Genomic DNA, 26999 nt, shown 5'->3' with positions numbered 1-26999 from the left:
TTCCCAATGATCGACAGCGACGTGGACGCGCAGCTACAACCGCTCGCCGCCGAGGCCGTGAAGGCCGGCCGCAAACTCCTCCTTCCGGGAGGCGAGCGCACCAGTGAAGTGGTGGACACCGCCGTCGAGCATGATGATTTCGGTGTTCCGGCCATCGTGGTGGCCACGCTTGAGTCGGGTGAAACGGTGCGGATTGCCACCGGATCGACCGTCCAGGCGGAGGCGCCCGATGAACTCGCGCACATCGTCACCGACGAGGGGTCACCGGAGGCGCTGGTTGCCCACGTCGCCGCCATCCATACCGAGAGCCCGCGAGTGAATGAGCTGGCCGAACGGCTCACCCGCGGCGTCAATTTCAAGTCGGGCAGCAGTCTGCAGGATATTCGGGACCTCGCATTGACGCTGTACGTGGACCTGTCCGACGCCGCGAGCGCGCTCCGGGTCTGCGACCTGCTCACGGACCAGCCGTTTGACGGCAACTTCGGCCGCTGGAACCTGATCGAGGGCTGCCTTGCGCTCGCTGCGCATCTCACCCAGAACGACGACGGCGGTTCCCGTGCCGCTGGTTATTCCGCTGCGCTTCGAACGGCCGACGACGCCGAGACAGACCCGCTGAAGGCGAAACTCGCTGCTGCAGTGCGTCAGCGGCAGCTGAACGAGCCGAACCTGTATGACCGGGAAATCGCGCGGTCCGCGAAGAACCCCGCGGCCGAGAAGGACTGGCGGGGCCTGCGCCTGACAGTCCTGCTGTACCTGCGAGCGCACGGCGGCTCTGAGACCCTTGGGGCTGAAGCGCTGGACCGGCGCATTGGGCATGAGTTGCTCGCCATTCGTGCACTGAACGGGAAAACCGCCGCCTCTGGTTAGCCTGCAGGTGCGGGAGTAGAGTGGCGCGCATGAGCGAGCAGGCGGATTCCCTCACACAGTCCAGCACCGAACAGCACCCTGCGCAGGAGGTGCCGGTTGCAGATTCAAACCCGTTGAGCGTGCACATCAACGCGGACGCCCGGCAAATCTGGCTCATGCTCCGGGAACCACGATTGGTCCGGCAGTGGCACGGCTGGGAAGCCGACACCCTGGATGAGGAAATTCAGTCCATCTTCTTTGCGCCGTCAGTGGTTGAAGGGCCCAACCATACGTTCCTGACCGTCGACGGCGGTGACACGTTCCGGATCGAACCGGTGCAGGACGGTTGTGTGGTCACGATTGAGCGGGTTGAAGCCGAGGCTGATGAGATCACGGAGGGCTGGATCACCTTCCTGCAGCAGCTGCGTTTTGCGCTCGAGCGGCACCCCTCCAGCTCCCGCCGCACCGCTTTCTTCATGGGTGAGCCGGCTGACGGCGGTTCGATCATCGGCAAGCTCAATGCTGAGCAGCTGCAACAGCCCGGCGACTCCTACTCACTTAGCCTTCCTGACGGGCACGAGTTGACCGGATCGGTGTGGTTCCGCACCGAGAACCAGGTTGGTTTGACAGTCTCGGAGTACGCCGACCACGGTGAGGGGCTGGTGATCCTCGCCGATCAGCCGTCTCTCGAAGGGCCGGGGTCCAGCCTCGTCGTCATTTCAACCTATGGTCTGGGAGCGAAGGCGCTGCGTACTGCCTGGGGTAGTTGGGACGCGTTCCGCCGGCAGCACTACCCGTCCTCGGACCCCCTTGAGACCTCGAAGCTGGACGGCTAGCTTCTTCCCTGGCGCGGGCACCTCCGTCTATTCCTGAGAAGATGGGCGGGTGCCACAATCAGACTTTTCGTTCTCCATCGGTAAACGCCTCAGCGAGACCACCGCGTCCGGCGAGAGCCTGCATGGCCGCACCGGGACCATCACCACTCCCCATGGCGAGATTCAGACGCCAGCCTTCATCGCCGTCGGAACCAAGGCCACCGTGAAGGCAGTGCTCCCGGAGTCCATGAGGGAGGCCGGCGCGCAGGCGCTGCTCGCCAACGCCTACCATCTCTACCTGCAGCCGGGAGCGGACGTTCTTGACGAGGCCGGCGGGCTGGGGAAGTTCATGAACTGGAATGGGCCTACCTTCACCGATTCGGGCGGCTTCCAGGTGATGAGCCTGGGGTCGGGATTCAAGAAGGTCATCACCATGGACTCGGCAGCAGCTGCCGAGCACGCCGGGGATGATGACCGCGTTGCGGTGGGCAAGGAGCGCCTTGCCCACATCGACGACGACGGCGTGTGGTTCGTCTCCCATCTCAACGGAGACCGGCACAGATTCACCCCGGAGATCTCGATGCAGGTGCAGCACCAGCTCGGAGCCGACGTCATGTTCGCGTTCGATGAGCTGACCACCCTGATGAATTCGCGGGGGTATCAGGAGGAGTCTCTGGAGCGGACCCGGCTGTGGGCGGAGCGGTGCATCGCCGAGCATGAGCGGCTGACCGACGTGCGGTCGGACAAGCCGTACCAGGCGCTGTTCGGCGTGATTCAGGGAGCACAGTATGAAGATCTCCGACGGAAGGCTTCGCGCGATCTCGGGGCGATGAACTTTGACGGGTTCGGTGTTGGAGGCGCCCTGGAGAAGGAGAACCTCGGTACCATTTTGGGCTGGTGCGCGGATGAGTTGCCGGAATCGAAGCCGCGGCATCTGCTGGGCATCTCGGAGCCGGACGACCTGTTCACGGGTATTGAGAACGGCGCGGACACCTTTGACTGCGTCTCCCCCACCCGGGTTGCCCGGAACTCAGCGTTCTACGTGCCCGATGGTCGGTGGAACCTGTCCAATGCCCGGTTCAAGCGCGACTTCACGCCCCTCATGGAGGGCTGCGACTGCTACACCTGCACCCACTACACCCGGGCCTACATTCACCACCTGTTCAAGGCCAAGGAGATGGTCTCGGCAACACTGATCTCCATCCACAACGAGCGGTTTGTGATCCGGATGGTCGACGACGCCCGTGCAGCCATCGAGGACGGAACGTACTTCGATCTCAAGGCCGAGGTGCTGGGCCGCTACTACGCCTCGAAGCGCTAGCTCGCACGCCCTCCCCGCGAACACCGCACACCCCTCACGCCCACGCACACCCCCTCCCCGCAAAAGTGCCGCTTCTGCTCGCCACACTCGCCCTTCCGCCCCCTCTCCCGCAAAAGCGCCGTTTCTGTGCAGGATCGTGGGGACATCCCCACGTATCTGCACAACGTCGGCGCCTTTGAGCCGCGGGCGTAGCGGTTTATCCACAAATGCGCGACGACGGCCACGGGGCCACGCTTCGCCGGTCAAGCTAGTGCAATGGACGTGAACGCATACTCCTGGCTGAGCGCATCGACCCGATCCTGGCGCACCACCGAGCTGGAGCAGATGGGAGTCAGCCGCCGCACCATCACTCGACTGGTCGAGCGGGGCATCCTCGCCCGTCTGCAGGTCAACGCTTATGTACCAGCGAAGTACTGGAAATCGCTGAGCAACGCGGAGCAGGGTCGATTCAGGGTCATGGCCCACAACCGTGCCAGGCTTGCATTGACCCAGAGCGCGTATAGCCACACGTCCGCCGCACGCATTCACCGCCTCACCCTGTGGGATGTGGACGACCGGATTCATATCACGCAGCCGTCTTCCGGATCGTCCAGGGAGCACAACCCTGATGTTGTTCGACACCGAGCGAAGCTGCTGCCCGGCGAGGTGGACATGGTTGACGGGTTGCAGGTTACCTCCCTCGCCCGCACCGCTGTTGACTCCGCCCGGCTGTTGTCCTTCAGGCAGGGGCTGATCACCGCCGATCACGCGCTTCATCTGGGTGTCCAGCGCGCCGAGCTACACCAGGTGCTTCAACGCCAGACAGGTTACAAGGGTGTACAGATTGCTCGTCAGGTTGTCGAGAAGGCCAGCGCCCTGTCTGAGTCAGCGGGCGAGTCTCTCACCGCACACCTGCTGGCCGGTATGCCGATACCTCCGCCGGAACAGCAGTTGGTTGTGCGCACCCGATTCGGTGAGCACCGCATCGATTTCGGTTGGCGCGAGCAGAAGCTTGCGCTCGAGTTTGACGGCAAGACCAAGTACTTTGACTACGCTCCGACCCCTGAGGTGCTGTTTCAGGAGCGCCGACGTGAAAAGGCCCTTATGGAGCAGGGGTGGATATTCATCAGGCTCGAATGGGCGGACCTTTTTCAGGAAGCTACCCGTGGGCGCATTCTGAAAGCGTGGTGGAACAGCACCAGGAGTGCCGGGTAGTTGCAGGATCGTGGGGACGTCCCCACGATCCTGCACAACAACGGCACTTTTGCGGAGGGAGGGGTGCGAGGGGAGGGCGTCTAGGCGGCCGCGTAGCTCGGTTCCCGACGCTTCACCCAGCGGATGGCCGCGGTCGTGACCGGCAGCAGGAGCACCTCCACCAGCGTCTTGTAGACGAAGCCAAAGAAGAGGTAATTCAGAAACGTCGGGAAATCCGTAATGCCGATCACCGAGGCGGCAATGGCGCAGAAGATCAGCGTGTCAGCGAATTCCCCGACACCGGTCGAGGCGATGAGGCGGGCCACCATGCTGCGCTCGCCGAACCGCGACTTCATCCGCACCAGCACCAGCGAGTTAAGCGTCTGCCCCACAACGAACCCCAGCAGAGACGCGAGCACAATCAGCGGTACCGGACCGAGCGCCAGCTCCAGCGCTTCCTGCTTGGCGAGACCAAAGTCATCGTCGAACCCCGGCAGCGCGATGATGACTGCGTACGCGAGCGAGGCAAAGGCCGACAAGACAAACGTCACGATGATCCCGAGCCGGGCGGCCTTGAAGCCGTACACCTCGCTGATGACGTCGCCAAGGATGTAGGCCAGCGGGAAGAGGAAGAACCCGCCGTCCGTGATGATGCTGAAGTCACCGACGACGGGCCCTATCACCACACCTTTCGATGCGCCGATATTGGAAAGGATGACGACGACGGCAAGAACCGCCAGCATGATCGAGAAGTTTGCGCTGCCGGCGGTCGCGTAACGCGCGCGGGCATGGTCCTGCAGTTGAGTCATTGTTTCTCATTCGTGGAAGTGGTTCGCGCAGCCCAAAGGGCCCGCTGTATTAGCACTGTCGCCCGGCTGCCCCCAGGCATCCACCATTCTCCCACGACGGGCGGTGAGTGGTCGCGGAGCATCGAATTGAACACGTGCAGGGCCAGTCCCTACATTGAACTGAATACGTTCACGAAGGAGCGGCCGTGCAGCACCTCCCCCAGCACGACGACGGCGCGCAGCCGGCTCCGCTTCATAACGGCAACGGCCGCGCCCGCCGAGTTACCTTCGGCCCGTTCGCGCTGCTGACCGGAACGGGGGCCACTCACCTTTTGCTGGCGACCGTCATCGGGCTGACGTTCAACGCAGAGTCAGCGTGGCATGCGTTCACAGTCGCGGTCATGGCGGCAATCGCTGGAATCCCCATCACCGTCGCCGGCTGCGGCGTCGCGCTGGTCCTGGGCCTCGCCCTGCGCCCGGTGGCCAATCAGGCGCTGCACATCGCGGCATTCTTCGGAATCTTCGCTCCTGTCAGCGCTCATCACGCTCTTCGCGGGCGGCGGCGGGTTAGGAGCCCTTGCGCTGGGAGCCGCAATCGGTGCCGCTGCGGCCGCCGGCCGGGCGAGCGTCTGGAAGCTCGTTACCGTTCGCCCCTGAACCCCGGGAAGGCCGAGACAAGTCCGCACTCTTAGGGATAATCTGCAGCCAACGTCGATCACGACACAAACTCGGCAACCCTTGGAGGCAACGATGCAGTTTCGCGCTGAGCTCGAATCATCCGGCAAGAATACGGCAGGGTTCGAAGTTCCGGAATCCATCGTCGAGCAACTCGGGGGCGGGAAACACCCGAAGATTGTCGCTACCGTCAACGGCTTCACCTTCCGCACTTCGATCGCGTCAATGGGTGGCCGGTTCATGTTCGGGCTCAGCGCGGACAGGCGCCAGGAAGCCGGTGTCCAGGCCGGCGAAGTGCATGATGTCGAGGTGGAACTCGACACAGCCCCACGCGAGGTGGAGGTACCTGAGGACCTTGCGGGCGCGCTCGAGAAGGACCCGGCAGCCAAGGCGTTCTGGGACACCCTCTCCTACAGCAACAAGAGTTGGCACGCGCTGCAGGTCACCGGCGCCAAGAAAGCTGAGACCCGGGCAGCACGGATCGAGAAGTCCGTCGGGATGCTGCACGAGGGCCGGGCACGGTGATGCTGTTGGCGCAAGCCGCGAGGCGTCGGGCAGACTGGTGCAATGGCTACTGACGCACCCGCAATTACGCTGACCATCGCAGGTTCCGAGGCCACCGGCGGCGCCGGCGCGCAGGTGGACCTGAAGACGTTCCAGGAACTGGGTACCTACGGCATCGCCGCTCTCACCTGCATTGTCTCGTTCGATCCGAAGGACAGCTGGAACCACCGGTTCGTTCCCGTTGATGCCCAGGTCATCGCAGACCAGCTTGAAGCTATCCAGTCCTGCTATGCGATCGGCACCGTGAAGATCGGCATGCTGGGCACCCCGCAAACCATCGACACTGTTGCCGGTGCGCTGAAGTCCCAGGAGTGGAAGAACGTGGTGCTGGATCCCGTGCTGATCTGCAAGGGCCAGGAGCCCGGCGCGGCACTCGACACCGATCAGGCGCTCAAGGCGAACATCCTGCCCCTGGCCACCTTCGTCACGCCGAACCACTTCGAGGCGGAGTCGCTCTCGGGAATCGAGATCCGTTCGGTGGAGGATCTGAAGGAAGCGGCGCGGCGCATCCATGAGGCAAGCGGCGCCGTCGTACTGGCAAAAGGTGGCGTGAGGCTGGAAGGCAGCGACGCCGTGGATGTCTATTACGACGGCGAGACGCTGGAAGTTCTCAGCGCCCCCAAGGTGGGGAACGTCGCAGTCAGCGGTGCCGGCTGCACGCTTGCGGCCGCGGTCGCTGCGGAGCTGGCCAAGGGTGCAGCGCCGCTGGAAGCCGCCCGTACTGCCAAGGCTTTCGTGACCGACGGGATCAGGAACAGGGTCTCTTCGAACGCACCGTTCGATGCGGTCTGGCAGGGCGGCGCTGCGGCCGTCTAGCGCCGCGTAGAAAAATCTCGACCGTTTAGCTACCTTAACGAACCAAATCCGTTGACTTGTGACTCGTGACACATGAAGCTGTAAGGGTGAAGCCTGAACGGGCTTCACATCTCTGCTGGCACCCATCGCAACACATGGAATAACACTCACACCGGTCTTGGCCGTGCCAGCAGTGCTGCGGGGGCTAGGAATGGACTCAAGCGGTATGGCCTTGACTCTTCCTTCGTAAGGAGCAGCATGAGCAAGTCATACCGCCGGAGATCAGGAAGGGCTGTGCTGGCGTCGCTGACCGGTCTCGCCCTGGCCTCCAGCATGTGGGCACCGGCTTCGGCAGTGCAGGCGCCGGATTCCGACAACCCAACCGCTGAGGGAATAACGCTTCAGCCCGCAATCGATTCCAAAATCAGCCGGGACCTCGCCGGGAAAACGGGAACGACGGCGGCCTACGTCCAGTTCGCTGGCAAAGGAGCCTTTGAGCAGACGCAGCCGGCTGAAGTACGCAGCAACGGGTTCACCACGCCGATTCAGCGGACCGACCGCGTTCTTGAAATCCGTGCCGGCATCCAGACACAAGCGGACGAGGTGGCAGCCGAAGCCGGCGCTTCCCAGCTGTACACCACGACCAACACTCTTCCCGGCGTCGCCATCCAGGGCGATGCTGAGGCAATCAAGGCGCTCGCTGCCCGTCCGGACGTCGTGAAGATCACCGGAATAGTCCCCAAGACCATCGAGAACAAGGGCGCGGATATTGACACCCGCGCGCTCGAAGCATGGACGGCACGGGACAATACCGGCGAGGGAATCACCATTGCCGTGCTGGACACCGGTCTTGACTACACCCATGCGGGCTTCGGCGGACCGGGCACCATCGAGGCCTTCAATCAGGCCAAGGCTGATGCCGAACCTGATCCCGCGCTCTACGATGCCGCCAAGTTCCTCGGCGGCTATGACCTGGTGGGCGATGCCTACGACGCCGGCTCAACCGATCCCGCACGCACAATTCCCCAGCCGGACCTCAATCCCCTTGACTGCCAGAGCCACGGATCACACGTTGCAGGCACCTCTTCGGGTTATGGAGTCAACGCTGACGGCACCACGTTCGAAGGTGACTACAGCACCCTCACGGCGGAGACCGTCAACGAAATGCGAATCGGCCCGGGATCAGCCCCTGAGTCCGGCATTGTTGCCCTCCGCGTTTTCGGTTGCGAGGGTTCAAGCCTCGTGGTGGGACAGGCCCTGGACTACGTACTGGACCCCAACCGCGACGGCAACTTCGACGACCGCGCACAGGTAGTCAACATGTCGCTGGGTTCCTCCTTCCCGGCGTACGACGACCCCGAGAACGACATTGTCAATGAACTGACCGAACAGGGCGTCCTGTCGGTCGTATCCTCCGGTAACGACGGCGATGTCTACGACATCGGCGGCTCACCCGGCAGCGCCGAATCCGCACTGACTGTTGCGGCCAGCGTTGGTTCCCAGGTAACCCTGGACCGCGTTGATGTATTGGCGCCCGAGGCCGTGGCGGGACCTGCTTCCGGGCAGTACACCGTCAACTTCGATTACGCCGCTGAAGGAGTTACTCCCGAAACGCTTCGGGGTGAAGTGGTGATGGGACCTGACGGAGCCAACAATGACGGCTGCGACGCCCTGCCTGCTGCCGGTGACAATGCCGGCAAGTGGGTGTGGCTGTTCTGGGATGACAATGACACCACTCGTGACTGCGGCTCAGCCGATCGGTGGAACAACGCCGCCGCCGCCGGGTACGCCGGCGTCGTCATCGGCACAACGCTTGACGTGTTCCCTGCCGGTATCGGCGGCAACGACAAGATCCCGGGCCTCCAGCTCACCGCCGCTGACACCGCCAGGCTGATGCCGGCGGCGGAAGCGGGAACGCTTGTCCTCCAGCTCGACCCCTCCTATCAGGCAACGGCTACCGGACCCTCCAACGCGAAGGACACCCTTGCGGCGTTCTCCTCGCGGGGCGTCCATGGCTCCAACGGCGTGGTCAAGCCGGATGTGACTGCTCCCGGTGTTTCCATTGGCTCAGTTCAGGTAGGAACCGGCAACGGCGCCTCGACGAAGAGCGGCACCTCGATGGCCGCGCCTCACACGGCAGGCATTGCTGCGCTGGTCCTCTCCGCGAACGAGTACAACCCCTATCAGGCCAAGAGCGTCATCATGAACACGGCGACGCATGATCTCCTGACGGCAGATGGAATTCCCTACGCACCGAACCGCGTGGGATCCGGACGCGTTGACGCGATGCAAGCCCTGGAAACATCCGTTCTGGCCTACGCGACGGAGCAGCCGGCCCTCACCTCGGTTAACTTCGGGGTGCTGGAACTCGGCACTGAAGCTCTGACGGTCACCAAGCAGGTCACCGTCCAGAACACGTCCAACGCTCCGGTCACTTATGACGCCAGCTACCTTGCAGCGTCGACAACGCCTGGCGTTGCCATCTCGGTGTCACCAGCGGTGATCACTGTTCCGGCCAACAACCCGGCAACGCTGACCGTCACGCTGACGATTGCCGATCCTGCGGCTCTCGCCAAGACAATCGATCCGGCGGCAGAAGAGATCCAAGCCGGTATTCCGCGTCAGTACCTCGCTGACGTTTCCGGCCGGATTCAGCTCCTCGGCGCTGATGGGCAGGAACTTCGTGTGCCCGTCTACTCGGCACCGAAGCCCACCTCGGATATTTCGGCCGGAACTGAAATTGCCTTCGACGGCGCGTCTGACCTCCTGAGCAGCATTGCACTCGAAGGCCGCGGGCTCTCGCAGGGAGTTCCTGGAGAATCCGCCTACCAGTCCATCGTTTCACCGCTGGTCCTCGGCGCTGAGAGCCCCAAGGCAGCGGAGCGTCCGCTTGAGTCTCTCTACTCGTTTGACCTCCGCGCAGTAGGCGCTGCCTCAACGGTTCCGGCGCTGGTTGATGCTGCCGGGGACCCGACAACCGGTGTGCTGAACTTCGGTATCAGTACCTGGCAGAACTGGGCGCAGCTCGGCGGCAACAACGGCGTGTCAATCGAGCTCGATACCGACGGCGACAGCACGGTCGATTACGTTGTTCAGACCCTGCGTTACTCGGATCTTGGTCCCGGAGCTCCAACACTGGACATGATCCTGTTCGAGGTTGTCACCATCGATGATGCGGGAGCACCCGTCTTCGATACCGACCTCTACTTCGCCAATGGGGTGGACGGCAGTGTGGACACCAACACGTTCGACACCAACGTTGTGACCCTTCCGGTTCCGGTGACGGAGCTGGGTATGAACGCCGCAACGCTGGGCGCCTCGGCGCCGATCAAGTACCGGGTGTCGACGGCGAGCGCTTTCAACGTTGACGAGAACGGTGTTTCTGGTGGCCCGGTCGACACCACCGACTGGATCGACTTCAACGTCACCGAACCGGCACTGTGGTTCGAGGGCGGCGAGCCGGCAGCGGCGTCCTTCGCTTCAGCGGCTGGAGTCACACTGAACGTCAACCGCCAGGAGTCCGTCACGGACGCCAAGGCGCTGTTCATTCATCACCACAATGCAACGGGTGACAAGCAGGAGATCGTCCCGATTTCGGTCGCGGGTGCAACCGTCAACGAAGACCTGGATGGTGACGGCAATCCGGATGTGGTTGTCCGCAACTCCGCCGGCCAACTGCTGCTCTACCCGGGCAACGGCACCGGTGGGTTCCTGAAGAGCCGGGTCATCGGTACGGGCTGGAACTCCATGAACGCCATCCTGATTCCGGGTGACTGGGACGGCGACGGCAACTCCGACGTCATCTCTCGGGACAGTTCCGGACGCCTGTGGCTGTACAAGGGCACCGGTACCGGCACGGTCACGGGAAAGACGCAGATCGGGCAAGGCTGGAGCGGCTTGACCATGGTCACCCCGGGTGACTGGGATGGCGACGGCAACGTTGATCTGATTGCCCGTCTTGGTGACGGCAAGCTGCGACTCTACCCGGGCAATGGTGCAGGCGGCTTCCTGACGCCGGACCAGATCGGTTCGGGCTGGAACGGCTTCACCATCGTTGGTCCGGGCGACTTCAACGGCGACACCGCCGCTGATCTCCTGGCCCGCGACTCCGCCGGCAAGCTGTTCCTCTACCCGGGCACCGGAACCGGTGGCTTCGGCACCCGGACGCAGCCGGGCCAGGGCTGGAACAACTTCACCCTCGTTGCCCCCGGCGATTTCGACGGGGACAGCAACGCGGATCTTCTGGCGCGTGACTCCGCCGGCAAGCTGTTCCTCTACTCGGGAAATGGCACCGGTGGCTTCGCGGGCAAGGTCCAGAACGGAACCGGTTGGGGCGGTTTCACCTGGATGGTGCCGTAACCTCTCCGTTGAGTAGGTAGGTACTGATCGACGAAGCCCCCGGTCCAGAAATGGGCCGGGGGCTTCTTTTTTGCCGGACTCGAAAGGTCAGGCGGGCCCCGCACGCTCAGCGAGCCGGGCACGGTACGCGGCCACCGCAGCCCGATTCCCGCAGCCCGATTCGCAGAAGCGCCGCGACCGGTTCTTCGACAGATCCACCAGGACATTCCCGCAATCCGGCGATGCACACAGTCGCAATCGGCTTAGCTCCCGGCTACGCACCAGGTCAACGAAGGCCATAGCCGCCTCGACGGCCATGCGCGCGGACAGCGGCGCCTCCCGCGGAACTGCATGGATGTGGTAATCCCAGGAATCATGCCGGACCAGCTGCGGCAGGGCATTGAACTCCCGCAGCAGGGCATTCACCGTCTCCACCACGTAGTCCTCATCCCCGCTCCACAGAGCGCGTAACCGGGGGCGCAAATGACGGACGGCGTCCAACTCTGCGTCATCGAGCGCCAGGTTGCCGGTCCAGTTCCAGTTCCGGGCAAACCGGTGAAGGGAGCCGACGTCGGGAAGCTGCTCCCCATCCTCGGTATTCACGAGCGCGGCCGCGCTGCGCAAACCCTCTTCAGTGTCATTGGCAAAAAGCATGAGGCTCCTGTCAGTCTCGCTCCAGACTAGCCCGAGTGCGCCTGCAGGAAGGAGTACACCTCGGTTTCGTCAACACCGGGAAAAGCGCCGGGCGGCATGGCCGCCAGCAGGTGGGAGTGCGCACGCGCGCTGGGCCAGGCGAAGCCTGACCACTGATCCGCCAATGACGACGGCGGCAGCTTGCAGCATGATTCCTCCGGACAGCGGGACTCACCACGGATGGAAGTTTCACGTCCGCGGAACCACTTCACATGCGCATAGGGCACGCCGACGCTGAGGGAGAACTCACCGGCAGCGGCCCGCTCGGTGCGGGCGGTGCACCAGTAGGTGCCGCTCGGTGTGTCGGTGTACTGGCTGTAGGCGGAAAAGCGGTCCGGAACATCGAACACCACGCGGGACGTCCACTTCCTGCACGAGGGTTGGCCCTCGATGGCGCCGGTGTGATCCTGCGGAAAGGTCACGCCGTCGTTCTCGTAGGCCTTGTAAATGATCCCGCTCTGGTGGGTCTTTTGGAAGTGGGTGGGGATGCCCAGGTGCTGGGTTGCGAGGTTGGTGAACCGGTGGGCCGCGGTCTCATAGGAGACGGCGAACGCGTCCCGAACGTCCTCGACTGCGATCTCCTTGGCGGACTTCGCCGTCTGGAGGAAATCGACCGTTGCCTTCTCGGGCAGCAGGAGCGCTGCCGCGAAGTAGTTTGTGGCCACCCGCTGCCTCAGAAACTCCCGATAGTTTTCCGGTGTCTCATGCTGCAGAACGTAGTGGCCGAGAGCCTGCAGCAGGACCGACCGCGGGTCATGGTCCGTCCGTTGCGACTGCGTGAGATAGATGCGCCGGTTCTTCAGATCCGTCACCGATCGGGTGGAATGCGGCAGGTCCCCCACATGGTGCAACGTGAACCCGAGATGCGCAGCGATATCGGCGATGAGGTGCTGCGAGAGCGGCCCGCTGGTGTGGCCGACGGAGCCAAGGACCTTCTGTGCCTCGGCCTCGATATCCGGGAAATAGTTGTTCTGGCGCCGCATGATGCCGCGGAGCTCGGCGTTGGCGCGGCGGGCCTCCTCCGGCGTTGCCACCTGCTCATTCAACCGGCGCTCGAGCTCCGCCTGCAGACCCACCAACGCTTCAAGGGCCTCCATCGGCAGCCGCGCCGACGTGCGGACTTTCGGCAGCCCGAGCGACTCGTACAGCGGACCCCGCTGAGCCCGCTCGAGGGCGATCTCCAACGCAGCCCGCCGGCTGGGCGGTTCCGCACCCAGCAGTTGGTCGATGCTCACCCCGAGCGCTTTCGCGAGCGACTGCAGCATGCCCAACCGGGGCTCACGCTTGCCGTTCTCCATCAATGAGAGCTGGGACGGCGCTGTCCCGACTACGGCGCCCAGCTCCTCCAGCGTCATGCGCCGGCTCTTGCGGAGGTGCCGCAGGCGGCGGCCGAGGCTGATCGCGTCCTCGCCCTCGGGAACGGATTCAAATTCGGGCTGCCGGGTGCGATTCCAGCTCGAAGTAGTCATTTCTTGACGATACGCGAAGAAACGCGTTTCTTTCCAGAGGTTTGCTCTGGTTGCAGGGTGCAGGATGCTGAATCGTTGATCTCACCAGCAGCTACCGCAGAGGCACCGACGCCTCCCGGAAGGAGAAACGCAATGACGCAGGAAGCCGGAACCCCAGGCAGCAATACCCGCACCGAAGCGGTCCACGAACTCGAGCTGGAGTGGGCAGCCGATCCGCGCTGGGAAGGGATCCAGCGTGATTACTCGGCCGCCGACGTCGTACGCCTTCGTGGAAGCGTCCAGGAAGAACACACACTCGCCCGCCGCGGCGCCGAGAAGTTGTGGCAGCAGCTCACCACCCAGGCACAGACGGGCGAGTACACCCACGCCCTCGGCGCACTGACCGGCAACCAGGCAGTGCAGCAGGTGAAGGCCGGGCTGAAGGCCATCTACCTGTCCGGTTGGCAGGTTGCAGCCGACGCCAATCTTTCCGGGCAGACATACCCGGACCAGTCGCTGTACCCGGCCAACTCGGTCCCACAGGTGGTGCGCCGCATCAACAACGCGCTGCAGCGTGCGGATCAGATCGAGTGGGCCGAAGGGACGCAGTCAGTCGAAGACTGGCTCGTGCCGATCGTCGCAGACGCAGAGGCCGGGTTCGGCGGGCCGCTCAACGCGTTCGAGCTGATGAAGTCGATGATCGTAGCCGGCGCTTCAGGCGTGCACTGGGAAGACCAGCTGGCGTCCGAGAAGAAGTGCGGGCACCTCGGCGGCAAGGTCCTCATCCCCACGCAACAGCACGTCCGCACGCTGAACGCGGCGAGGCTGGCAGCCGACGTTGCCGGCGTTCCATCGGTCATCGTGGCCCGGACCGATGCGGAAGCGGCCACACTTCTCACGTCCGACGTCGACGAGCGGGACCGCCCGTTCCTCACCGGAGGACGCACACCGGAAGGGTTTTACGAGGTCCGCAACGGGATCAATCCCTGCATTGCGCGGGCACACGCCTACGCTCCGTACGCGGACCTGATCTGGATGGAAACCGGCACCCCGGACCTTGAGCTCGCCAGGCGCTTCGCTGAGTCCGTCAAGGCCGAGTTTCCCGATCAGATGCTGGCCTACAACTGCTCGCCGTCGTTCAACTGGCGCAAGCACCTCGACGACACGACCATCGCCAGGTTTCAGCGCGAGCTCGGAGCCATGGGCTTTACCTTCCAGTTCATCACCCTTGCCGGGTTCCACGCGTTGAACTACTCGATGTTCGACCTCGCGCACGGCTACGCAACCGGCGGCATGAGCGCCTATGTGGAACTTCAGGAAAAGGAATTCGCCTCTGAAGCACGCGGTTACACCGCCACACGCCACCAGCGCGAGGTCGGCACCGGTTACTTCGACCAGGTAGCCAGCGCCCTCAACCCCACGGGCAGCACCCTGGCCCTCGCCGGCTCCACCGAGACCCAACAGTTTCACTAAACCCCTCCCCCGTGAGTTGGCAGGACACACCCCTTTTGGACGCCCATAAGCGGCGTGTCCTGCCAATTCAACGCAAGCTTTGAAGGAGCACCTTCCATGAACTCCCACGGCATCACGCTGACCGCACCGCCCATCCCCCGCCAGGACGAAATCCTCACCACGGAAGCGCTGACCTTCCTCAGCGAGCTCCACGCCTTCGCCGAGCCGCGCCGTCAGGAGCTGCTCCAGCGGCGCAGGGAAACCCGGAACCGGATCGCGCGCGGAGAGGACCCGCGATTCCTGGCCCACACCGCACACATCAGGAACGACGGCGGCTGGCGGGTTGCGCCCCCGGCTCCCGGCTTGGAGGACCGCCGGGTCGAAATCACCGGTCCGGCGGAGCGCAGGATGACGGTCAACGCACTGAACTCCGGCGCTAACGTGTGGCTGGCCGACCTCGAAGATTCACTGACCCCCACCTGGTCCAATGTCATCAACGGACAGCTCAACCTGCATGACGCACTGCGACGCCGCATCGACTTCACCACCGAAGAGGGCAAGGAGTACCAGCTCGGGAACAAGCTGCCCACCGTCGTCGTACGTCCGCGGGGATGGCACCTGCCGGAGCAGCATCTGCTGGTCGACGGCGAACCGGTCTCCGGCAGCATCGTGGACTTTGGCCTCTACTTTTTCCACAACGCACACCGGCTGATCGATTCCGGCCGGGGACCCTACTTCTACCTGCCGAAGCTGGAGAACCACCTCGAAGCCCGGCTGTGGAACGACATCTTTCTCCGCTCCCAGCAGCTGCTCGGCATCCCCCGCGGCACCATCCGCGCCACCGTGCTCATCGAGACCATTACCGCCGCCTTCGAGATGGAGGAGATCCTCTACGAACTGCGCGAACACTCCTCCGGCCTGAATGCCGGCCGGTGGGACTACATCTTCTCGCTCATCAAGAACTTCCGGCTCCGTGGCCCCCGCTTTGTCCTGCCTGACCGGACCATGGTCACCATGACCGCCCCGTTCATGCGGGCCTACACCGAGCAGTTGGTGCGCGCCTGCCATCGGCGCGGCGCCCACGCCATCGGCGGACCGGCCGCCTTCGTTCCCAGCCGCCGCGATGACGCCATCAATGCCATCGCCCGGGAACAGGCGCGCACCGAAAAGTCCCGCGAGGCCGGCGACGGTTTTGACGGCGCCTGGGTGGCTCACCCGGACCTGGTCCCGGTGACGCGGGCCGTGTTCGACGTGGTGCTCGGCGACCGCCCACACCAGTTGGACCGCCAGCGCACGGACGTGGTGCCCGATGACCGCGCCCTCATCGACCTGACCGGAACGCAGGGCCTCATCACGGAAACCGGGATCCGGACCAACCTGACGGTGGGCGTCCGCTACCTTGAAACGTGGCTCCGCGGCCATGGCGCGGTGACCCTGAAGAACCTGATGGAGGACGCCGCCACCGCGGAGATCTCCCGTTCGCAGATCTGGCAGTGGATCCACGTCCATGCCGTGACTGACACCGGCGAGGTCATCACGCGTGAGTGGGTGGAACTGCTGTTGGAGGATGAATTTGACCGGCTGCCGCGCTTCGATGATGACCGGTACGACGACGCCCGTCGGCTCTTCGAGGAAGTGGCCCTCCGCGAGGACTTCCCCGAATTCCTGACCCTCCCCGCCTACACCCGGCACCTCCGCGCCGGGCAGCGGCCGGCGCTGGCCCTGCAGCGCTAACCCCAGCCGTTGATTTGGCAGGACACCCCTCTTGCGGAGCGCTAAGGGGCGTGTCCTGCCAAATCAACGCGAGGTGGTGGGGCGGGAATAGCGCGCCGCCGTCGTCCCGTTGGGAAAGGTATGCACATTGAAATTTGGTCTGACGTCAAATGCCCGTGGTGCTTCGTCGGTAAGCGCCGCTTCGAGAAAGCCCTTGCTGAATTCCCGCACCGCGACAGCGTGGAAGTGACGTGGAAGAGCTTCCAGCTGGACCCCACCCTCCCCGAGCACTATGACGGAACCGAGCAGCAGTACCTTTCCGAACGCAAGGGAATTGCCCCTGAGCAGGTCCGCCAAATGTGGAACCAGCTCACCACGTCAGCGGCCGATGTCGGCGTGAACTTCGACTTCGACTCCGTGGTTGTTGGCAACAGCTTCCCCGCCCACCGGTTCCTGCACCTCGCGAAGTCGCTTGGTCACGGCAACGAAGCGAAGGAAGCCATCCTTTCGGCGCACTTCGAGCAGGGCTTGAACACCTCCGATACCGACGTGCTCGTGAAACTGGGCAATGACCTCGGCATCGATGAGCAGTCCGTCCGTGACACCATGGCCGGCGACCGCTTTGCCGACGACGTACGGCGGGACATCAGCGAGGCCCAGACCCTCGGGGTGAGCGGCGTGCCGTTCTTCGTGATTGACCGGAAGTACGGCATCTCCGGCGCACAGCCCGTCGAGCTCTTCCGGCAGGCACTGGACCAGGCGTGGCAGGAAGCCCATCCCCTGGTCCCGTTATCCACCTCGCCCGATGGCGAGGTCTGCGGACCAGACGGCTGCTAGCAGGCCGGCGCGCGTCGTCGTCGTTTTCTGAGGTTCCGTTCTTACGGCTTCATTCCTACGGAGCAGCTGACGACGGCGCGGGCGTGGGGCTCGCTGTGGACGGCAGTTCACAGACCAGCCCGCCGGGTTCGGCGTTGACTTCCTCAGCGGGCACCAGCGCCTCGAACTCGGAGCCAAGCACAACGTCCACGGTGGCGTCCGGCCGCTCATCTTCGACGTAGATTGTTCCGGGAATGGTCCGCTGCAGGGTAAATGCCTGTGCATACCCGGACGGCCCGGAGACGATGATAGCGGTCATGTTGGTCTGACCAACGGACCGGTTGCCGACGGAGTTCACCGTGAAGCCGCGTTCCTCCAGAGCCGCCGAACCATTCCCTGCGAGCCCGGCGATGCTGGTGCTGTTGAGCACGTTCACGGTCACTGTGGCAGGATCAACGAGCTCGAACGGACCGGCAGGGCAGGCGCTGACGGGGCTCGCCGATGGCTGGCTGGCGGTGAGCTGGATATCCCCCCGGGCCAGGGCCAGCGCGAAGAGCACGGCCGCGGTCACCAGAGCGAGGAGCAGTACCAGCACCACACCGTGGCGCAGCCTGCGCATGTAGACGTGCGGGCGTTCGACATTTCCGTCATCGGCGAAGACCGTCTCGAGATCGTTCTCGGTCACAATGCGGTGACCGTGCCATTCGATCGGGTTCTTCTTCGATCGGATCGGCTTGCGTTTCGGTGTCCTAGCCATCGATAACCAGAACACGCGCGTGCAGGATGGTCCGCTGGTGAAGTGCCGTACGGACTGCCCGATGCAGCCCGTCCTCCAGGTACAACGTGTTGTTCCACTGCACCACATGCGGGAAGAGGTCCCCGAAGAAGGTTGAGTCTTCGGCCAGCAGCGCCTCGAGGTCTAGCGTGGTCTTGGTGGTGACGAGTTCGTCCAGCCGAACCTGGCGTGGGGCTACGTTGGCCCAGTCTTTGGGTGTCACGTGTCCGTGGTCGGGGTACGGGCGTCCATCGCTCACTGCTTTGAAGATCACCAACACAGCCTAGGCAAGATATTGCCCCAAGGGAATGTGGCGCTCTGGCAGCGTGCCCGTCGTCGCCAAAGAGTTACCGGAAAAGTCCTCCTTCAGGGGGTGGCATTGAGTGTCAGGTCGCGTCGATCGGGATGGTGCGTGTACCGAGGAGCGCCCCGGTCACCCAGTCCTCCCACTGCACCCGAAGGTAGTACCGACCGGCCGTTGGCGGATGCAGCAGCATGTCGAAGCGCTCGGCGGCGCCGTAGGCGAGCCTGCTGGCGGTCAACGGATAACCGGCATCACGGCAACTCGGTGCAGGGACATTCGGAACGGAAGTGTCTCGGAACGGCCGGCCATCGTGGGAGATCAATTCGGCGATACGCGCTTCGGTTCCATCCGCGTCGGTAAAGATCAGCGTTGTGGGCAGGTAGTTGGCGTTGAGCGTCCGCAGGAGCGTCGGCTTCTTCGGGCCGCCCTTCACATTGGCGCGCAGGCTGGAAAGACTCCACACCACTTCCTTGCCGGCAGGACGGCGGGCGAGTTCCCCGCCCAGGACGTAGAAGTGCTCGGGCTCAAACCGGTTGAGGCCGGCGTCTTCTCCAGACAGACCGTCAGCATGGTTCATCTCATGCCACCGCGGGTCCAGCGAGTAGGGCGCGAGCAACGCCTCAGTATCGATGTCATACTCCGGTCCGTCCACAAAGGCACGGCGAGCGCCGGGGCTCACCGGATAGGCAGGGTGCACCACCGGATCGATGACCAGTGGACCGAACATCCCCATCTGGACGTGCAGCGGGGTGTTGACGTGGCAGTGGTAGAAGTACGTTCCCGCGGCCCCGTAGTTCGGGTCGCCGGGCCGTCCCGGTTCGGGCTGCATCTGGTAGGTGTATTGCCCGTCCACCTCGAATGACGTGTGCCCCACGCCGTCGTTCCGGGGGTCAGGTTCCATGCCGTGCCAGTGAATGGTGTGCGGTCCCTTGCTCGGGTGCACCGTTGCGTGAAACACCTTCCCCTCCTGGACCCGCAGGGTGGGACCGGGAAAGCCCCGCTCGTACTGGTCGTCCTCGAAGCTCCACATCTCGAATTCCGCGCCATCGTCCATGACGAGATCGCGGCTGTGGAAGTCGAAGTCGACGGCAACCGCGGGGGTCTGCAGGAATTCCGTCACGGGGTTCTCCACCTCCAGCTGGTCCGAGCTGAAGTCCACCTGGCTCTGGAAGCGGTGGTGCAGCACCGGTTCCACCCCTCCGACCGGATCCGGCTGTTCAGTAGGTTCCGCCGTAACCGTCGGTTCAGCCGTTGCGGTCGCCTCGGCGGTGGTGGTGGGCTCCGCTGTGACCGTTGGATCCGCTGTCGCCGACGGCGTAACGGATTCAGAGGCGGTGGCCGTTGGGGTGGCGCTCTGGGTGGCGGAAGCGGTGGCACTGGGAGTGGCGCCCGCCGTTGCGGTAGCGCTTGCCGACGCAGACGGCGAAGCACTCGGCTTCGATGACACGCTCGGCTTGGGCGAAGACCGCCGCCTGCGGCGCTCTGCCGCCGCCGCTCGCCGGCGTTCCTCCTCCCGCCTGCGGCGCTCAGCTGCCTCCCGCCGTCGTTCCTCTTCACGACGACGGCGTTCGGCGACTTCCTGGGCTCTTTCGATTGCGCGGATCGAGCGGCGACTCGAGCGTCTCTCACTCCGCTTGCGGCTGAAAATACTCACGGTGTGGCTCCTGGGATCGGGCCCTTGAGGGTCCAGTGGGCAACAAGTCCGCCGGGGTACATGCCGCCGGCGGCGGTCTGAGACGGCTCAGCGTGGCAGTGCATCGGGTAGACCCAGTCACCGGTACGTGCAAACCAGACCGGGTCGATGGCGTCCGGCGGACGTTTGATCGGGATGATGCAGTCCTTGGTGTCCATCTGCGCCAGTTCAACGACGTCCTCCCACTGCTGGAGGACCACGTGGCCTTCGTTGTCCACGAACCCCTCGTGCCGCGGCCAGTCGATGTTGTTCCGGCGGACCGTCCAGATGTGGTTCCCGTGGAAGTGCATCTGGTGCAGGCAGATCCCGGGGTTGATCAGGCGCACCAGTTGACCGCCGCGGAGCGTGCCCGCCTCCGTTCCCTCACCGAACTGGCGTACGTCCAGTTGCCGCGGATAGCCCGAGATCAGGGTTTCCTCCTCGGTGGCGAGATTGACGGTGTCGTCGAAGGTGATGCCCAGGGATTCAAACCCGCTGCGCCCGTTGAGCGTGAAGTAGCGCGGCAGCGCCGGCGTCTGCACAGGATCCACGGTTTGTCCCGCAGCTTCCATGGACGCCCAGCGTGATTCCACGCAGTGGCAGATCCACACCCACTGCCGCTCAAACGTTGCAAGGTCCTCCGCAATATCCCACTGGTGCTCCGGGTCCATGACGACGAGCACCCCGAACAGCCCGAGTACACGTTCGACCGGCGCGTTGGTCGGGTCGGCGAAGATGTAGGTTCCCGGTCGCGGGCAGGGGAAATCAAGGGTGGCCACGGCGTCGGGGGCAACAGGGCCGGTGGTGAGATCACCGCCGTCGGTCCCGGCACCGAAGACGGTGAGGGTGTGCGGTTTGCCCAGGCGATTCTGAACGCGCAAGCGGATACTGCTACCCAATTCGGCGATGATGGTCCGCGCCGGGAAGTAGCTCGCCCAGTAGTTGCGGCGGATCAGGAACTGGCCGGGATTGGCCGCATCAGCCCGCAGCGGCGCCGGGGTTCCGCGCGGAGGCAGCGGAGCCTCGAGCGGGTAACTGCGGCTGGGAATCACGTCACCCGCAACGGTGATCACCGTCGGGTCCATGGTGAGGCTCGGGCTCGGGTCATCAACGTCGGTTGGTCGGCTGCCGAACCCGCGGTGGTAGACAAGCGTGTCGTCCACCATCTTCAGGTAGCCCTCGTTGATGTAGAGGTCCAGCACCCCTGGCTGCGCAGCGAGCGCCAACGGGACCGGCGTCCGTGCAACGCGGTTCCGCGGAGCTGAGGGCTGCACCAGCGGCAGGGCAGCAAAGCCCAGCCCGGCCGCTGCTCCCAACTTGAGGAGATCCCCGCGCGCCAGTATTTCGGGAGGGAGCTGCTCAGCCATGGTTGTCCTCCAGTGAGCCTGGTCGAAGGGAGATCCGGGGAAGCGCCAACGCCAACGGAGCACGGCCGCCCCAGGGATCGGTGAACTGTGCGGCTAGTCCTGCTACGCCGCTCGGAACCAGGAAACTGACCCACACGCTGCGGTGGGAGCCGGCCGTGAGCAGGATCTTGGCGACGTCGGCACCACGGTTCGTCACCGTCGTCGTCTTCGCCACGAGGAGGCGCAGCTGTCCCGGCGCAAACAGCACGTTGCGCTCGGAAGTGTTGCGTACCTCCAGTTTCACTGCCAGGTGTTCGCCCCAGGTGTGGTTGAACGGTTGCGCCGAAGCGCCTGGCGGAGCGGCCCCGTGCGCTGCGCTACTCGCGTGGCCTCCCACCGCGCCAACCATGCGGGCCTGCCGCTCAGCCGCTGTAATCCGAACGGTTCCGAACGACGTCGGAACCTCCTCGGTGCCACCGGCGGCGGAGACAATCCCCCAACCCGCTGCGGTGCCAAGTGCACCGGTACCTATCAAAATGCCAAACACTCGTCGCGTCAGTCCGATGGGACGGTCGGCTGCCTCCCCAGGCATCAGGTCAGCCGCACCCTGCTCGGCCAGCGCGATCTCTTCAATCGCCATTACTCGCCTCAATATCATGCCTTGGATGCTGCAGGAATTTAGTGTCATCTTCAGACCTTGGGGAAACCCTGCGCGTCACCGATTTCCCCGCGGCGGCCCGAGACGCGGATACTGGGGCGGTGACTGCTTCGGTGTTCTCCTCCACAACCGCGCCCGCTCCCATCGGCCTGCTGCTCGACGTCGACGGACCCGTTGCCAGCCCCGTTACACGCACCGTGCGGCCGGAAATCATTGATGCGCTGATCGCGCTGGCAGGAGCAGGATGGCCGGTGATCTTCAATACCGGCCGCTCGGATGAGTTCATCCGCGAAGAGGTTCTGAAGCCGATGCTGGTCGCCGGGATCCCTGCCGGGATCACCTTCCACGCCATCTGCGAGAAGGGTGCAACCTGGTTCAGTTTCACCACTGAGGGCGCCACCGAAGTGCACGTCGACGAGACCCTCGCGCTGCCGCAGGAGTTCGGCAATGAGGTCCGTCGGTTGGTGGAGGAACAGTTCGCCGACCACATGTTTTTCGACGAGACCAAGCGCGCCATGGTGTCGATCGAGCAGCGCGTTGATGTCGGGAACCAGGACTACCTCGACAGGCAGGGCCCCTTCGATGCCGCGGTCCTGGACATCATGCGGCACTTCGACATGGGCGTCTGCCGGCTGGCGCACCACCTGCCGGACAGCGATGACAGCGTCGATTACCGGGTTGACCCCACCATCATCTCCACGGACATTGAATCCGTGCGCGTCGGCAAGGACCTGGGTGCAGAGCGTGCGCTGCGCCTGATCGACGGAGACATCCCCCATACCTGGCGGACCGTAGGCGATTCACGCACTGATTACGCCATGGCCGACTACCTCCACGAGCATGGCTACAGCGTTGCGCACGTCGATGTCCGGCCAGCCGACGGCGTTCCGGAAAAGCCCTACCCGGTCCTCATCGAAGGTGAGCTGACCAACGACGACGCCGGTGCCGCCTTCCTGCTGCGCTGCGCCGAAACGGCGGTTTCCCGCGCCTAAGCGGCGAGTGCGGCCTCGATCGCCGTAACTATCTCCTCGGAGTCCGGCTCCACTGTGGGGGCGAACCGCGCAACGACGGTGCCGGCGTCGTTCACCAGGAATTTTTCGAAGTTCCACTTCACGAGACCCGGCATCATGCCCGTCCGGAACCGGGTCAGTTCTGCATACAGGGGGTGCTGGTTCCTTCCGCGGACGTCGCTCTTCGTGGTGAGTGGGAACGTCACCCCGAAGTTCATCGAGCAGAAGGCCTGGATGTCCGCTTCAGTTCCCGGCTCCTGGCCCATGAACTGATTGCTCGGAACACCGAGCACCACAAACCCCTGGTCCGCGTACTTCCGGTAGAGCTCCTCGAGGCCCGCGTACTGAGGGGTGAAGCCGCACTGCGAGGCGACATTCACCACGAGGACCGTCTTGCCCCGGAAATCGCCGAAGCTGCGCTCGGTCCCGTCGATCATGGTCAGCGGGATGTCGTGAAGGTTCTGCGGGGACACTGGTGCTCCTTGAAGTGAAACGGTGTTCGGCTTGAAATTGTCGCTGAAGGCGGTTCGTCAGCCAACCCTTTCTGGATGGGACTCACGGGTTGACCCTGCATACTGGTGCCATGGCGTCACCCTTCACCCGCCTCCGCGTCGAGCTCAAGAACACTTTCACGGGCACCGGCGCCCACCCCCCTGCCTGGACGGAGGAACTGGCCGACGGCGATGACGCCGGCTACTTCGCTCCCGGCTCAGCCGTCTGGGCAGTCCACAGTTCAATGACCCCGACGGTGGGCGGCATTCGTGCGCTCCTGCTGCAGGCGTTGCATCCCGGGGCGATGGCGGGAGTGTATGCCCACTCGAACTTCCGCGAGGACCCGCTTGGCCGGTTGGCCAACACCATCCGTTGGATTTTCACCGTGACCTACGGGTCAACGGATGCCGCACGCGGCGCGTCCGCCTGGGTGCGCCGCCTGCATGAGAAGGTGACCGGCACGTACGTGGACGCAAACGGCGTCGAACGCGCCTACAGCGCCAATGATCCCCATCTGCTGCGCTGGGTGCATCTGGCCTTCACCGACGCCTTCCTCAGCGCGCACCAACAGTATGGGCTCAGCTTTCCGGGCGGCGCGGATGAGTATGTCCGACAGTGGGCGAAAGCCGGTGAATTGATGGGCGTGAGCGACCCGCCGCGGAGCGCCGGCGAACTGCGCGAGCAGCTTTCCGCGTACGACGGCGAACTCACTTCCAGCGAACAGGTTCAGGACGCGCTGGCCTACATCCGGCGTCCGCCGCTTCCGCGCTCACAGCGCCTTGGGTACCGGGTACTGTTCGCCGGAGCCGTGGCCACGCTGACTCCCCGGCAACGCGAACTCCTCGGCCTGTCCCTGACACATCTCGGGCCGGTTAGGCTGCCGGTGAAGCCGGCGGTCCTGCTCGTGCTGGGGGTTATGAAGCTCGGCCTGGGCAGTCAGAGCCCCACCGAGCAGGCAGCACTGCGCCGGATCAGGCGGGTGCAGAAGCACCCGCCCGCCGGCGCCTGAAGTTGCGCTGCGTCTCCTAGCTCGTCTTAGGCGTCCGGTCAGGAAGCGCCAGCCGGAAAACCTTGGCCCACGCGGAACCGACCTGCTTCAGGAGCGGCCCGGTGGTGTACGGCAGGTTGTAGCGGGCACAGATCTCACGGATCTTGGGCGCAACCTCGTGGTAACGGTTGGACGGCAGGTCCGGGAAGAGGTGATGCTCAACCTGATGGGACAGGTTGCCCGTCATCAGGTGCATGAACTTGGAGCCGGAGATGTTGGCCGAGCCGATCATCTGGCGTACGTACCAATCGCCGCGAGTCTCGCCGTCGACCATTTCCTCCGTGAAGGTGTCAGCGCCGGTGGGGAAATGTCCGCAGAAAATAACTGCGTGGGCCCACACGTTACGCACCGCATTCGCGGTCAGCGTTCCGATCAGCGCCTGCTTACCGGAACCGGTGAGCATGGCCACCGCGGGTGTCGCAGCGTAGTCCTTGCCGAACTGCTTGGCCGCTTTCAGCCCGAGGGCCCGGAGGTCCTTGCGCATGGCTTCCTTGGATTTGAGCCCTTCCTTGTACTCGGGGATCTCCAGGTCATACAGGGCGATGCCCCATTCGAAGACCGGCGCCAGGATGGCGTTGTACAGCGGGTTGCCCAGGTTGAAGGGCTTCCAGGGCTGGTCATCATCCATCCGCAGGAGGTTGTAGCCGACATCGCGGTCCTTGCCCACAACGTTGGTCCAGCGGTGGTGCAGATCATTATGCGTGTGCTGCCAGGAGCGTGCAGGGGTCACGAAGTCCCATTCCCACGTGGTGGAGTGGATATCCGGATCCCGCATCCAGTCCCACTGGCCGTGGAGGATGTTGTGGCCGAGCTCCATGTTCTCCAGGATCTTGGCGAAGCTGAGCATCGTTGTGCCGGCTACCCAGGCCGCCTTGTTCCTGCTGAACAGCAGCGCCGCGCGACCACCGAACTCCAGCGCCCGCTGTGCCTTGATGACGCGGCGGATGTAGTCGGCGTCGTGCTTGCCGCGGCGGTCGAGCACTTCGTCGCGAATGGCATCCAGTTCGCGACCCAGCTCGGCAACCTGCTCATCGGAGAGGTGTGCAGCGGCAGGCGGACGGACCAGCGGGTGGCCGGTTGCCGCCAGCGCTCCGGGCCGTCGCCGGGGCTTCTCAACACTCGTGTCCTCTGACACTTTTTCTACGAGGTCTGTCATACCCACTCCTTCAGATATCGAGGTTCACCGGTCCGGCTGCCGCCGAAACGCAGGTTTGTATCAATTGACCGGGGTCTCCATGTACTTCGTTGGTACGGAGGTCCCGGACTTGCCCCGCACGGAGCGGAAGCAAACAGCTGTGGCAGATGCCCATACGGCAACCGCTCGGCATGAGCAGCCCGGCATCCTCGCCGACTTCAAGGAGCGGGGTATCTCCGTCAGCTTCCACCTCGCGGTCGGAGGCTTCAAAGGTGACCAGTCCGCCGTCGTTTCCGGTGCCATCAGCCAGCGCTGTGCTGAAGCGCTCGATGGTCAGGCTGCCCGAAGGCAGTTTCGCCTGCTTTTCCCACAGCGACTCGGCACTCTCGAGGAACTCCTCGGGTCCGCAAGCGTAGGCCGCCCGGTCCCGCCAGTCATCACAGATTTCGTCCAGCGCAGCCGGAGATCTGAAATCAATGCGGCCTTGCTCGGAGGTGAACCAGAGCTTCACGCGGAACTGGCGGAACTGGTCAGCGAGTTCGCGAAGTTCCTCCACGAAGAGCGTCTTCATGGGAGTCCGCGCTGAATGAATCAGGACAACGTCTGCGTCGGGACGGCGGGGAACCAGCGTGCGGATCATGGACATCACCGGCGTAATGCCGCTGCCGGCCGTCAGCATCAACAGCGGCCGTGGCCGATCCGGCAGGACGAAGGTTCCCTGCGGCGGCGCCAGGAACAGGATGTCTCCCGGCTTGGTTTCACGGACCAGCACACCGGACACCGCTCCCATGTCTGTCACGGTAATTGCCGGATCCTGTCCCGCAGCAGTGCTCAGGGAGTAGGAGCGCCAGTGGCGGACACCATCAAGTTCAACTCCGATGCGCGCCCACTGCCCTGCACGGTGCGCTTTCCAGCCCCGCCCCGGACGAAAGTGGATGGTCACCGAGTCAGCGGTTTCAGGCACTACCTTGGTGACGATGCCACGCAACTGCCGCGCGGAAAACACGGGGTTGAAGAGCGACATAAAATCTTCCGGAGCCAACGGTGTGGTCAGCGCGGACAGCGCGTGGCTGAGCTTCGGTCGCCGGGTCATTCCTGCAGGTCCAATGTCAACTCCTTACA

24 protein-coding genes are annotated in these 26999 nt (G+C 64.2%); 13 read left to right on the top strand and 11 right to left on the bottom strand.

The genetic code is table 11. The annotated features are described in order from the left end of the window. Positions 1-6: 6 nt before the first annotated feature. The 4 genes from ASH00_RS06675 (at position 7) to ASH00_RS06660 (ending at position 4176) form a co-directional block, all read left to right on the top strand. Positions 7-867, top strand: coding sequence for a DUF6707 family protein (locus ASH00_RS06675; protein ID WP_056546146.1), 861 nt, complete (start codon positions 7-9; stop codon positions 865-867). Between the two features lie 29 nt (positions 868-896). Further along, positions 897-1682, top strand: coding sequence for an SRPBCC domain-containing protein (locus tag ASH00_RS06670; RefSeq protein WP_235563178.1), 786 nt, complete (start codon positions 897-899; stop codon positions 1680-1682). A 49-nt stretch (positions 1683-1731) separates the two neighbouring features. After that, on the top strand, positions 1732-2982 hold the full coding sequence (gene tgt, locus ASH00_RS06665) for a tRNA guanosine(34) transglycosylase Tgt (protein WP_056546144.1): 1251 nt from the start codon (positions 1732-1734) through the stop codon (positions 2980-2982). A gap of 255 nt (positions 2983-3237) precedes the next feature. Continuing rightward, positions 3238-4176, top strand: a complete 939-nt coding sequence (locus tag ASH00_RS06660; protein ID WP_056546142.1) for a type IV toxin-antitoxin system AbiEi family antitoxin domain-containing protein — start codon at positions 3238-3240, stop codon at positions 4174-4176. Between the two features lie 80 nt (positions 4177-4256). Here the strand turns inward: ASH00_RS06660 and ASH00_RS06655 are convergent, their stop codons facing one another. Next, entirely contained in the window at positions 4257-4964 is a 708-nt protein-coding gene (locus tag ASH00_RS06655) for a queuosine precursor transporter (RefSeq protein ID WP_157359017.1), read from the bottom strand. A gap of 185 nt (positions 4965-5149) precedes the next feature. Here ASH00_RS06655 and ASH00_RS06650 point away from each other — a divergent pair, with 185 nt between their 5' ends. From ASH00_RS06650 to ASH00_RS06635, 4 genes are all read left to right on the top strand, one after another. Beyond that, positions 5150-5635, top strand: coding sequence for a hypothetical protein (locus ASH00_RS06650; RefSeq protein ID WP_056546140.1), 486 nt, complete (start codon positions 5150-5152; stop codon positions 5633-5635). A 58-nt stretch (positions 5636-5693) separates the two neighbouring features. Continuing rightward, positions 5694-6143 (top strand): YdeI/OmpD-associated family protein, encoded by a 450-nt coding sequence (locus tag ASH00_RS06645; protein WP_056546138.1) that lies wholly within the window; start codon positions 5694-5696, stop codon positions 6141-6143. A 42-nt stretch (positions 6144-6185) separates the two neighbouring features. Next, complete coding sequence (gene thiD / locus ASH00_RS06640) at positions 6186-6998, top strand: bifunctional hydroxymethylpyrimidine kinase/phosphomethylpyrimidine kinase (protein ID WP_056546136.1); 813 nt, start codon at positions 6186-6188, stop codon at positions 6996-6998. 237 nt (positions 6999-7235) lie between these two features. Further along, the gene (locus tag ASH00_RS06635; RefSeq protein WP_082565919.1) at positions 7236-11336 is read left to right on the top strand and encodes a S8 family serine peptidase; all 4101 of its coding nucleotides are present in this window, start codon (positions 7236-7238) and stop codon (positions 11334-11336) included. A gap of 87 nt (positions 11337-11423) precedes the next feature. On the opposite strand, the gene ASH00_RS06630 is transcribed toward ASH00_RS06635, so the two are convergent. Together ASH00_RS06630 and ASH00_RS06625 are read right to left on the bottom strand one after the other, a co-directional pair. Beyond that, positions 11424-11969: a CGNR zinc finger domain-containing protein gene (locus ASH00_RS06630; RefSeq protein ID WP_056546135.1), complete on the bottom strand. Its 546-nt coding sequence runs from the start codon at positions 11967-11969 to the stop codon at positions 11424-11426. 26 nt (positions 11970-11995) lie between these two features. After that, positions 11996-13477: a helix-turn-helix domain-containing protein gene (locus ASH00_RS06625; protein ID WP_056546133.1), complete on the bottom strand. Its 1482-nt coding sequence runs from the start codon at positions 13475-13477 to the stop codon at positions 11996-11998. A 132-nt stretch (positions 13478-13609) separates the two neighbouring features. On the opposite strand from ASH00_RS06625, the gene aceA reads away from it, so the two are divergent. The 3 genes from aceA to ASH00_RS06610 all read left to right on the top strand — a co-directional run bounded on the left by aceA (position 13610) and on the right by ASH00_RS06610 (position 17458). Further along, positions 13610-14929, top strand: a complete 1320-nt coding sequence (aceA, locus tag ASH00_RS06620) for an isocitrate lyase (protein ID WP_056546131.1) — start codon at positions 13610-13612, stop codon at positions 14927-14929. A 96-nt stretch (positions 14930-15025) separates the two neighbouring features. Continuing rightward, positions 15026-16642 (top strand): malate synthase A, encoded by a 1617-nt coding sequence (gene aceB, locus ASH00_RS06615; RefSeq protein ID WP_056546130.1) that lies wholly within the window; start codon positions 15026-15028, stop codon positions 16640-16642. 120 nt (positions 16643-16762) lie between these two features. After that, positions 16763-17458 carry a DsbA family oxidoreductase gene (locus ASH00_RS06610; RefSeq protein WP_056546127.1) on the top strand — a complete coding sequence of 232 codons (696 nt, stop codon included), beginning with the start codon at positions 16763-16765 and terminating at the stop codon, positions 17456-17458. Positions 17459-17513: 55 nt separating this feature from the next. Here ASH00_RS06610 and ASH00_RS06605 read toward each other — a convergent pair whose 3' ends face one another. The 5 genes from ASH00_RS06605 to ASH00_RS06580 all read right to left on the bottom strand — a co-directional run bounded on the left by ASH00_RS06605 (position 17514) and on the right by ASH00_RS06580 (position 22174). Next, on the bottom strand, positions 17514-18194 hold the full coding sequence (locus ASH00_RS06605) for a LytR C-terminal domain-containing protein (protein WP_056546125.1): 681 nt from the start codon (positions 18192-18194) through the stop codon (positions 17514-17516). Further along, positions 18187-18486 (bottom strand): type II toxin-antitoxin system VapB family antitoxin, encoded by a 300-nt coding sequence (locus tag ASH00_RS06600; RefSeq protein ID WP_056546123.1) that lies wholly within the window; start codon positions 18484-18486, stop codon positions 18187-18189. Before ASH00_RS06600 ends, ASH00_RS06605 begins: the two co-directional genes overlap by 8 nt. A 112-nt stretch (positions 18487-18598) precedes the next feature. Continuing rightward, positions 18599-20170 carry a multicopper oxidase domain-containing protein gene (locus ASH00_RS16970; protein WP_235563177.1) on the bottom strand — a complete coding sequence of 524 codons (1572 nt, stop codon included), beginning with the start codon at positions 20168-20170 and terminating at the stop codon, positions 18599-18601. Continuing rightward, on the bottom strand, positions 20167-21555 hold the full coding sequence (locus ASH00_RS06585; protein WP_056546119.1) for a multicopper oxidase domain-containing protein: 1389 nt from the start codon (positions 21553-21555) through the stop codon (positions 20167-20169). The genes ASH00_RS16970 and ASH00_RS06585 overlap by 4 nt, the downstream gene beginning before the upstream one ends. Then, entirely contained in the window at positions 21548-22174 is a 627-nt protein-coding gene (locus ASH00_RS06580; RefSeq protein WP_056546117.1) for a hypothetical protein, read from the bottom strand. The genes ASH00_RS06585 and ASH00_RS06580 overlap by 8 nt, the downstream gene beginning before the upstream one ends. A gap of 119 nt (positions 22175-22293) precedes the next feature. On the opposite strand from ASH00_RS06580, the gene ASH00_RS06575 reads away from it, so the two are divergent. Next, complete coding sequence (locus ASH00_RS06575; protein WP_056546790.1) at positions 22294-23184, top strand: hypothetical protein; 891 nt, start codon at positions 22294-22296, stop codon at positions 23182-23184. Here the strand turns inward: ASH00_RS06575 and ASH00_RS06570 are convergent. Then, positions 23181-23639 (bottom strand): glutathione peroxidase, encoded by a 459-nt coding sequence (locus ASH00_RS06570; RefSeq protein ID WP_056546787.1) that lies wholly within the window; start codon positions 23637-23639, stop codon positions 23181-23183. The two genes, ASH00_RS06575 and ASH00_RS06570, sit on opposite strands and share 4 nt — an antisense overlap. 146 nt (positions 23640-23785) lie before the next feature. On the opposite strand from ASH00_RS06570, the gene ASH00_RS06565 reads away from it, so the two are divergent. Next, positions 23786-24703 (top strand): oxygenase MpaB family protein, encoded by a 918-nt coding sequence (locus tag ASH00_RS06565; protein ID WP_056546114.1) that lies wholly within the window; start codon positions 23786-23788, stop codon positions 24701-24703. A 16-nt stretch (positions 24704-24719) separates the two neighbouring features. Here the strand turns inward: ASH00_RS06565 and ASH00_RS06560 are convergent, their stop codons facing one another. After that, the gene (locus ASH00_RS06560) at positions 24720-25898 is read right to left on the bottom strand and encodes a fatty acid desaturase family protein (protein WP_056546112.1); all 1179 of its coding nucleotides are present in this window, start codon (positions 25896-25898) and stop codon (positions 24720-24722) included. A gap of 10 nt (positions 25899-25908) precedes the next feature. Beyond that, positions 25909-26970, bottom strand: coding sequence for a ferredoxin reductase (locus ASH00_RS06555; RefSeq protein WP_056546110.1), 1062 nt, complete (start codon positions 26968-26970; stop codon positions 25909-25911). Positions 26971-26999 lie beyond the last annotated feature (29 nt).

The sequence above is a fragment of the Arthrobacter sp. Soil782 genome (assembly GCF_001428435.1).
Classification (GTDB): domain Bacteria; phylum Actinomycetota; class Actinomycetes; order Actinomycetales; family Micrococcaceae; genus Arthrobacter_D; species Arthrobacter_D parietis.
The sequence above is the reverse complement of the archived record's forward strand: the minus strand, read 5'-3'. Positions and strand labels throughout refer to the sequence as shown.

Excerpts from the sequence above, each read along its gene's own strand:
- ASH00_RS06675 (WP_056546146.1), top strand. The coding sequence starts at position 7 with ATGATCGACAGCGACGTGGACGCGCAGCTACAACCGCTCGCCGCCGAG.
- ASH00_RS06670 (WP_235563178.1), top strand. The coding sequence starts at position 897 with ATGAGCGAGCAGGCGGATTCCCTCACACAGTCCAGCACCGAACAGCAC.
- ASH00_RS06660 (WP_056546142.1), top strand. The coding sequence starts at position 3,238 with ATGGACGTGAACGCATACTCCTGGCTGAGCGCATCGACCCGATCCTGG.
- ASH00_RS06655 (WP_157359017.1), bottom strand. The coding sequence starts at position 4,964 with ATGACTCAACTGCAGGACCATGCCCGCGCGCGTTACGCGACCGCCGGC.
- ASH00_RS06645 (WP_056546138.1), top strand. The coding sequence starts at position 5,694 with ATGCAGTTTCGCGCTGAGCTCGAATCATCCGGCAAGAATACGGCAGGG.
- thiD (WP_056546136.1), top strand. The coding sequence starts at position 6,186 with ATGGCTACTGACGCACCCGCAATTACGCTGACCATCGCAGGTTCCGAG.
- ASH00_RS06635 (WP_082565919.1), top strand. The coding sequence starts at position 7,236 with ATGAGCAAGTCATACCGCCGGAGATCAGGAAGGGCTGTGCTGGCGTCG.
- ASH00_RS06630 (WP_056546135.1), bottom strand. The coding sequence starts at position 11,969 with ATGCTTTTTGCCAATGACACTGAAGAGGGTTTGCGCAGCGCGGCCGCG.
- ASH00_RS06625 (WP_056546133.1), bottom strand. The coding sequence starts at position 13,477 with ATGACTACTTCGAGCTGGAATCGCACCCGGCAGCCCGAATTTGAATCC.
- aceA (WP_056546131.1), top strand. The coding sequence starts at position 13,610 with ATGACGCAGGAAGCCGGAACCCCAGGCAGCAATACCCGCACCGAAGCG.
- aceB (WP_056546130.1), top strand. The coding sequence starts at position 15,026 with ATGAACTCCCACGGCATCACGCTGACCGCACCGCCCATCCCCCGCCAG.
- ASH00_RS06610 (WP_056546127.1), top strand. The coding sequence starts at position 16,763 with ATGCACATTGAAATTTGGTCTGACGTCAAATGCCCGTGGTGCTTCGTC.
- ASH00_RS06605 (WP_056546125.1), bottom strand. The coding sequence starts at position 18,194 with ATGGCTAGGACACCGAAACGCAAGCCGATCCGATCGAAGAAGAACCCG.
- ASH00_RS06585 (WP_056546119.1), bottom strand. The coding sequence starts at position 21,555 with ATGGCTGAGCAGCTCCCTCCCGAAATACTGGCGCGCGGGGATCTCCTC.
- ASH00_RS06580 (WP_056546117.1), bottom strand. The coding sequence starts at position 22,174 with ATGGCGATTGAAGAGATCGCGCTGGCCGAGCAGGGTGCGGCTGACCTG.
- ASH00_RS06570 (WP_056546787.1), bottom strand. The coding sequence starts at position 23,639 with ATGATCGACGGGACCGAGCGCAGCTTCGGCGATTTCCGGGGCAAGACG.
- ASH00_RS06565 (WP_056546114.1), top strand. The coding sequence starts at position 23,786 with ATGGCGTCACCCTTCACCCGCCTCCGCGTCGAGCTCAAGAACACTTTC.
- ASH00_RS06560 (WP_056546112.1), bottom strand. The coding sequence starts at position 25,898 with ATGACAGACCTCGTAGAAAAAGTGTCAGAGGACACGAGTGTTGAGAAG.
- ASH00_RS06555 (WP_056546110.1), bottom strand. The coding sequence starts at position 26,970 with ATGACCCGGCGACCGAAGCTCAGCCACGCGCTGTCCGCGCTGACCACA.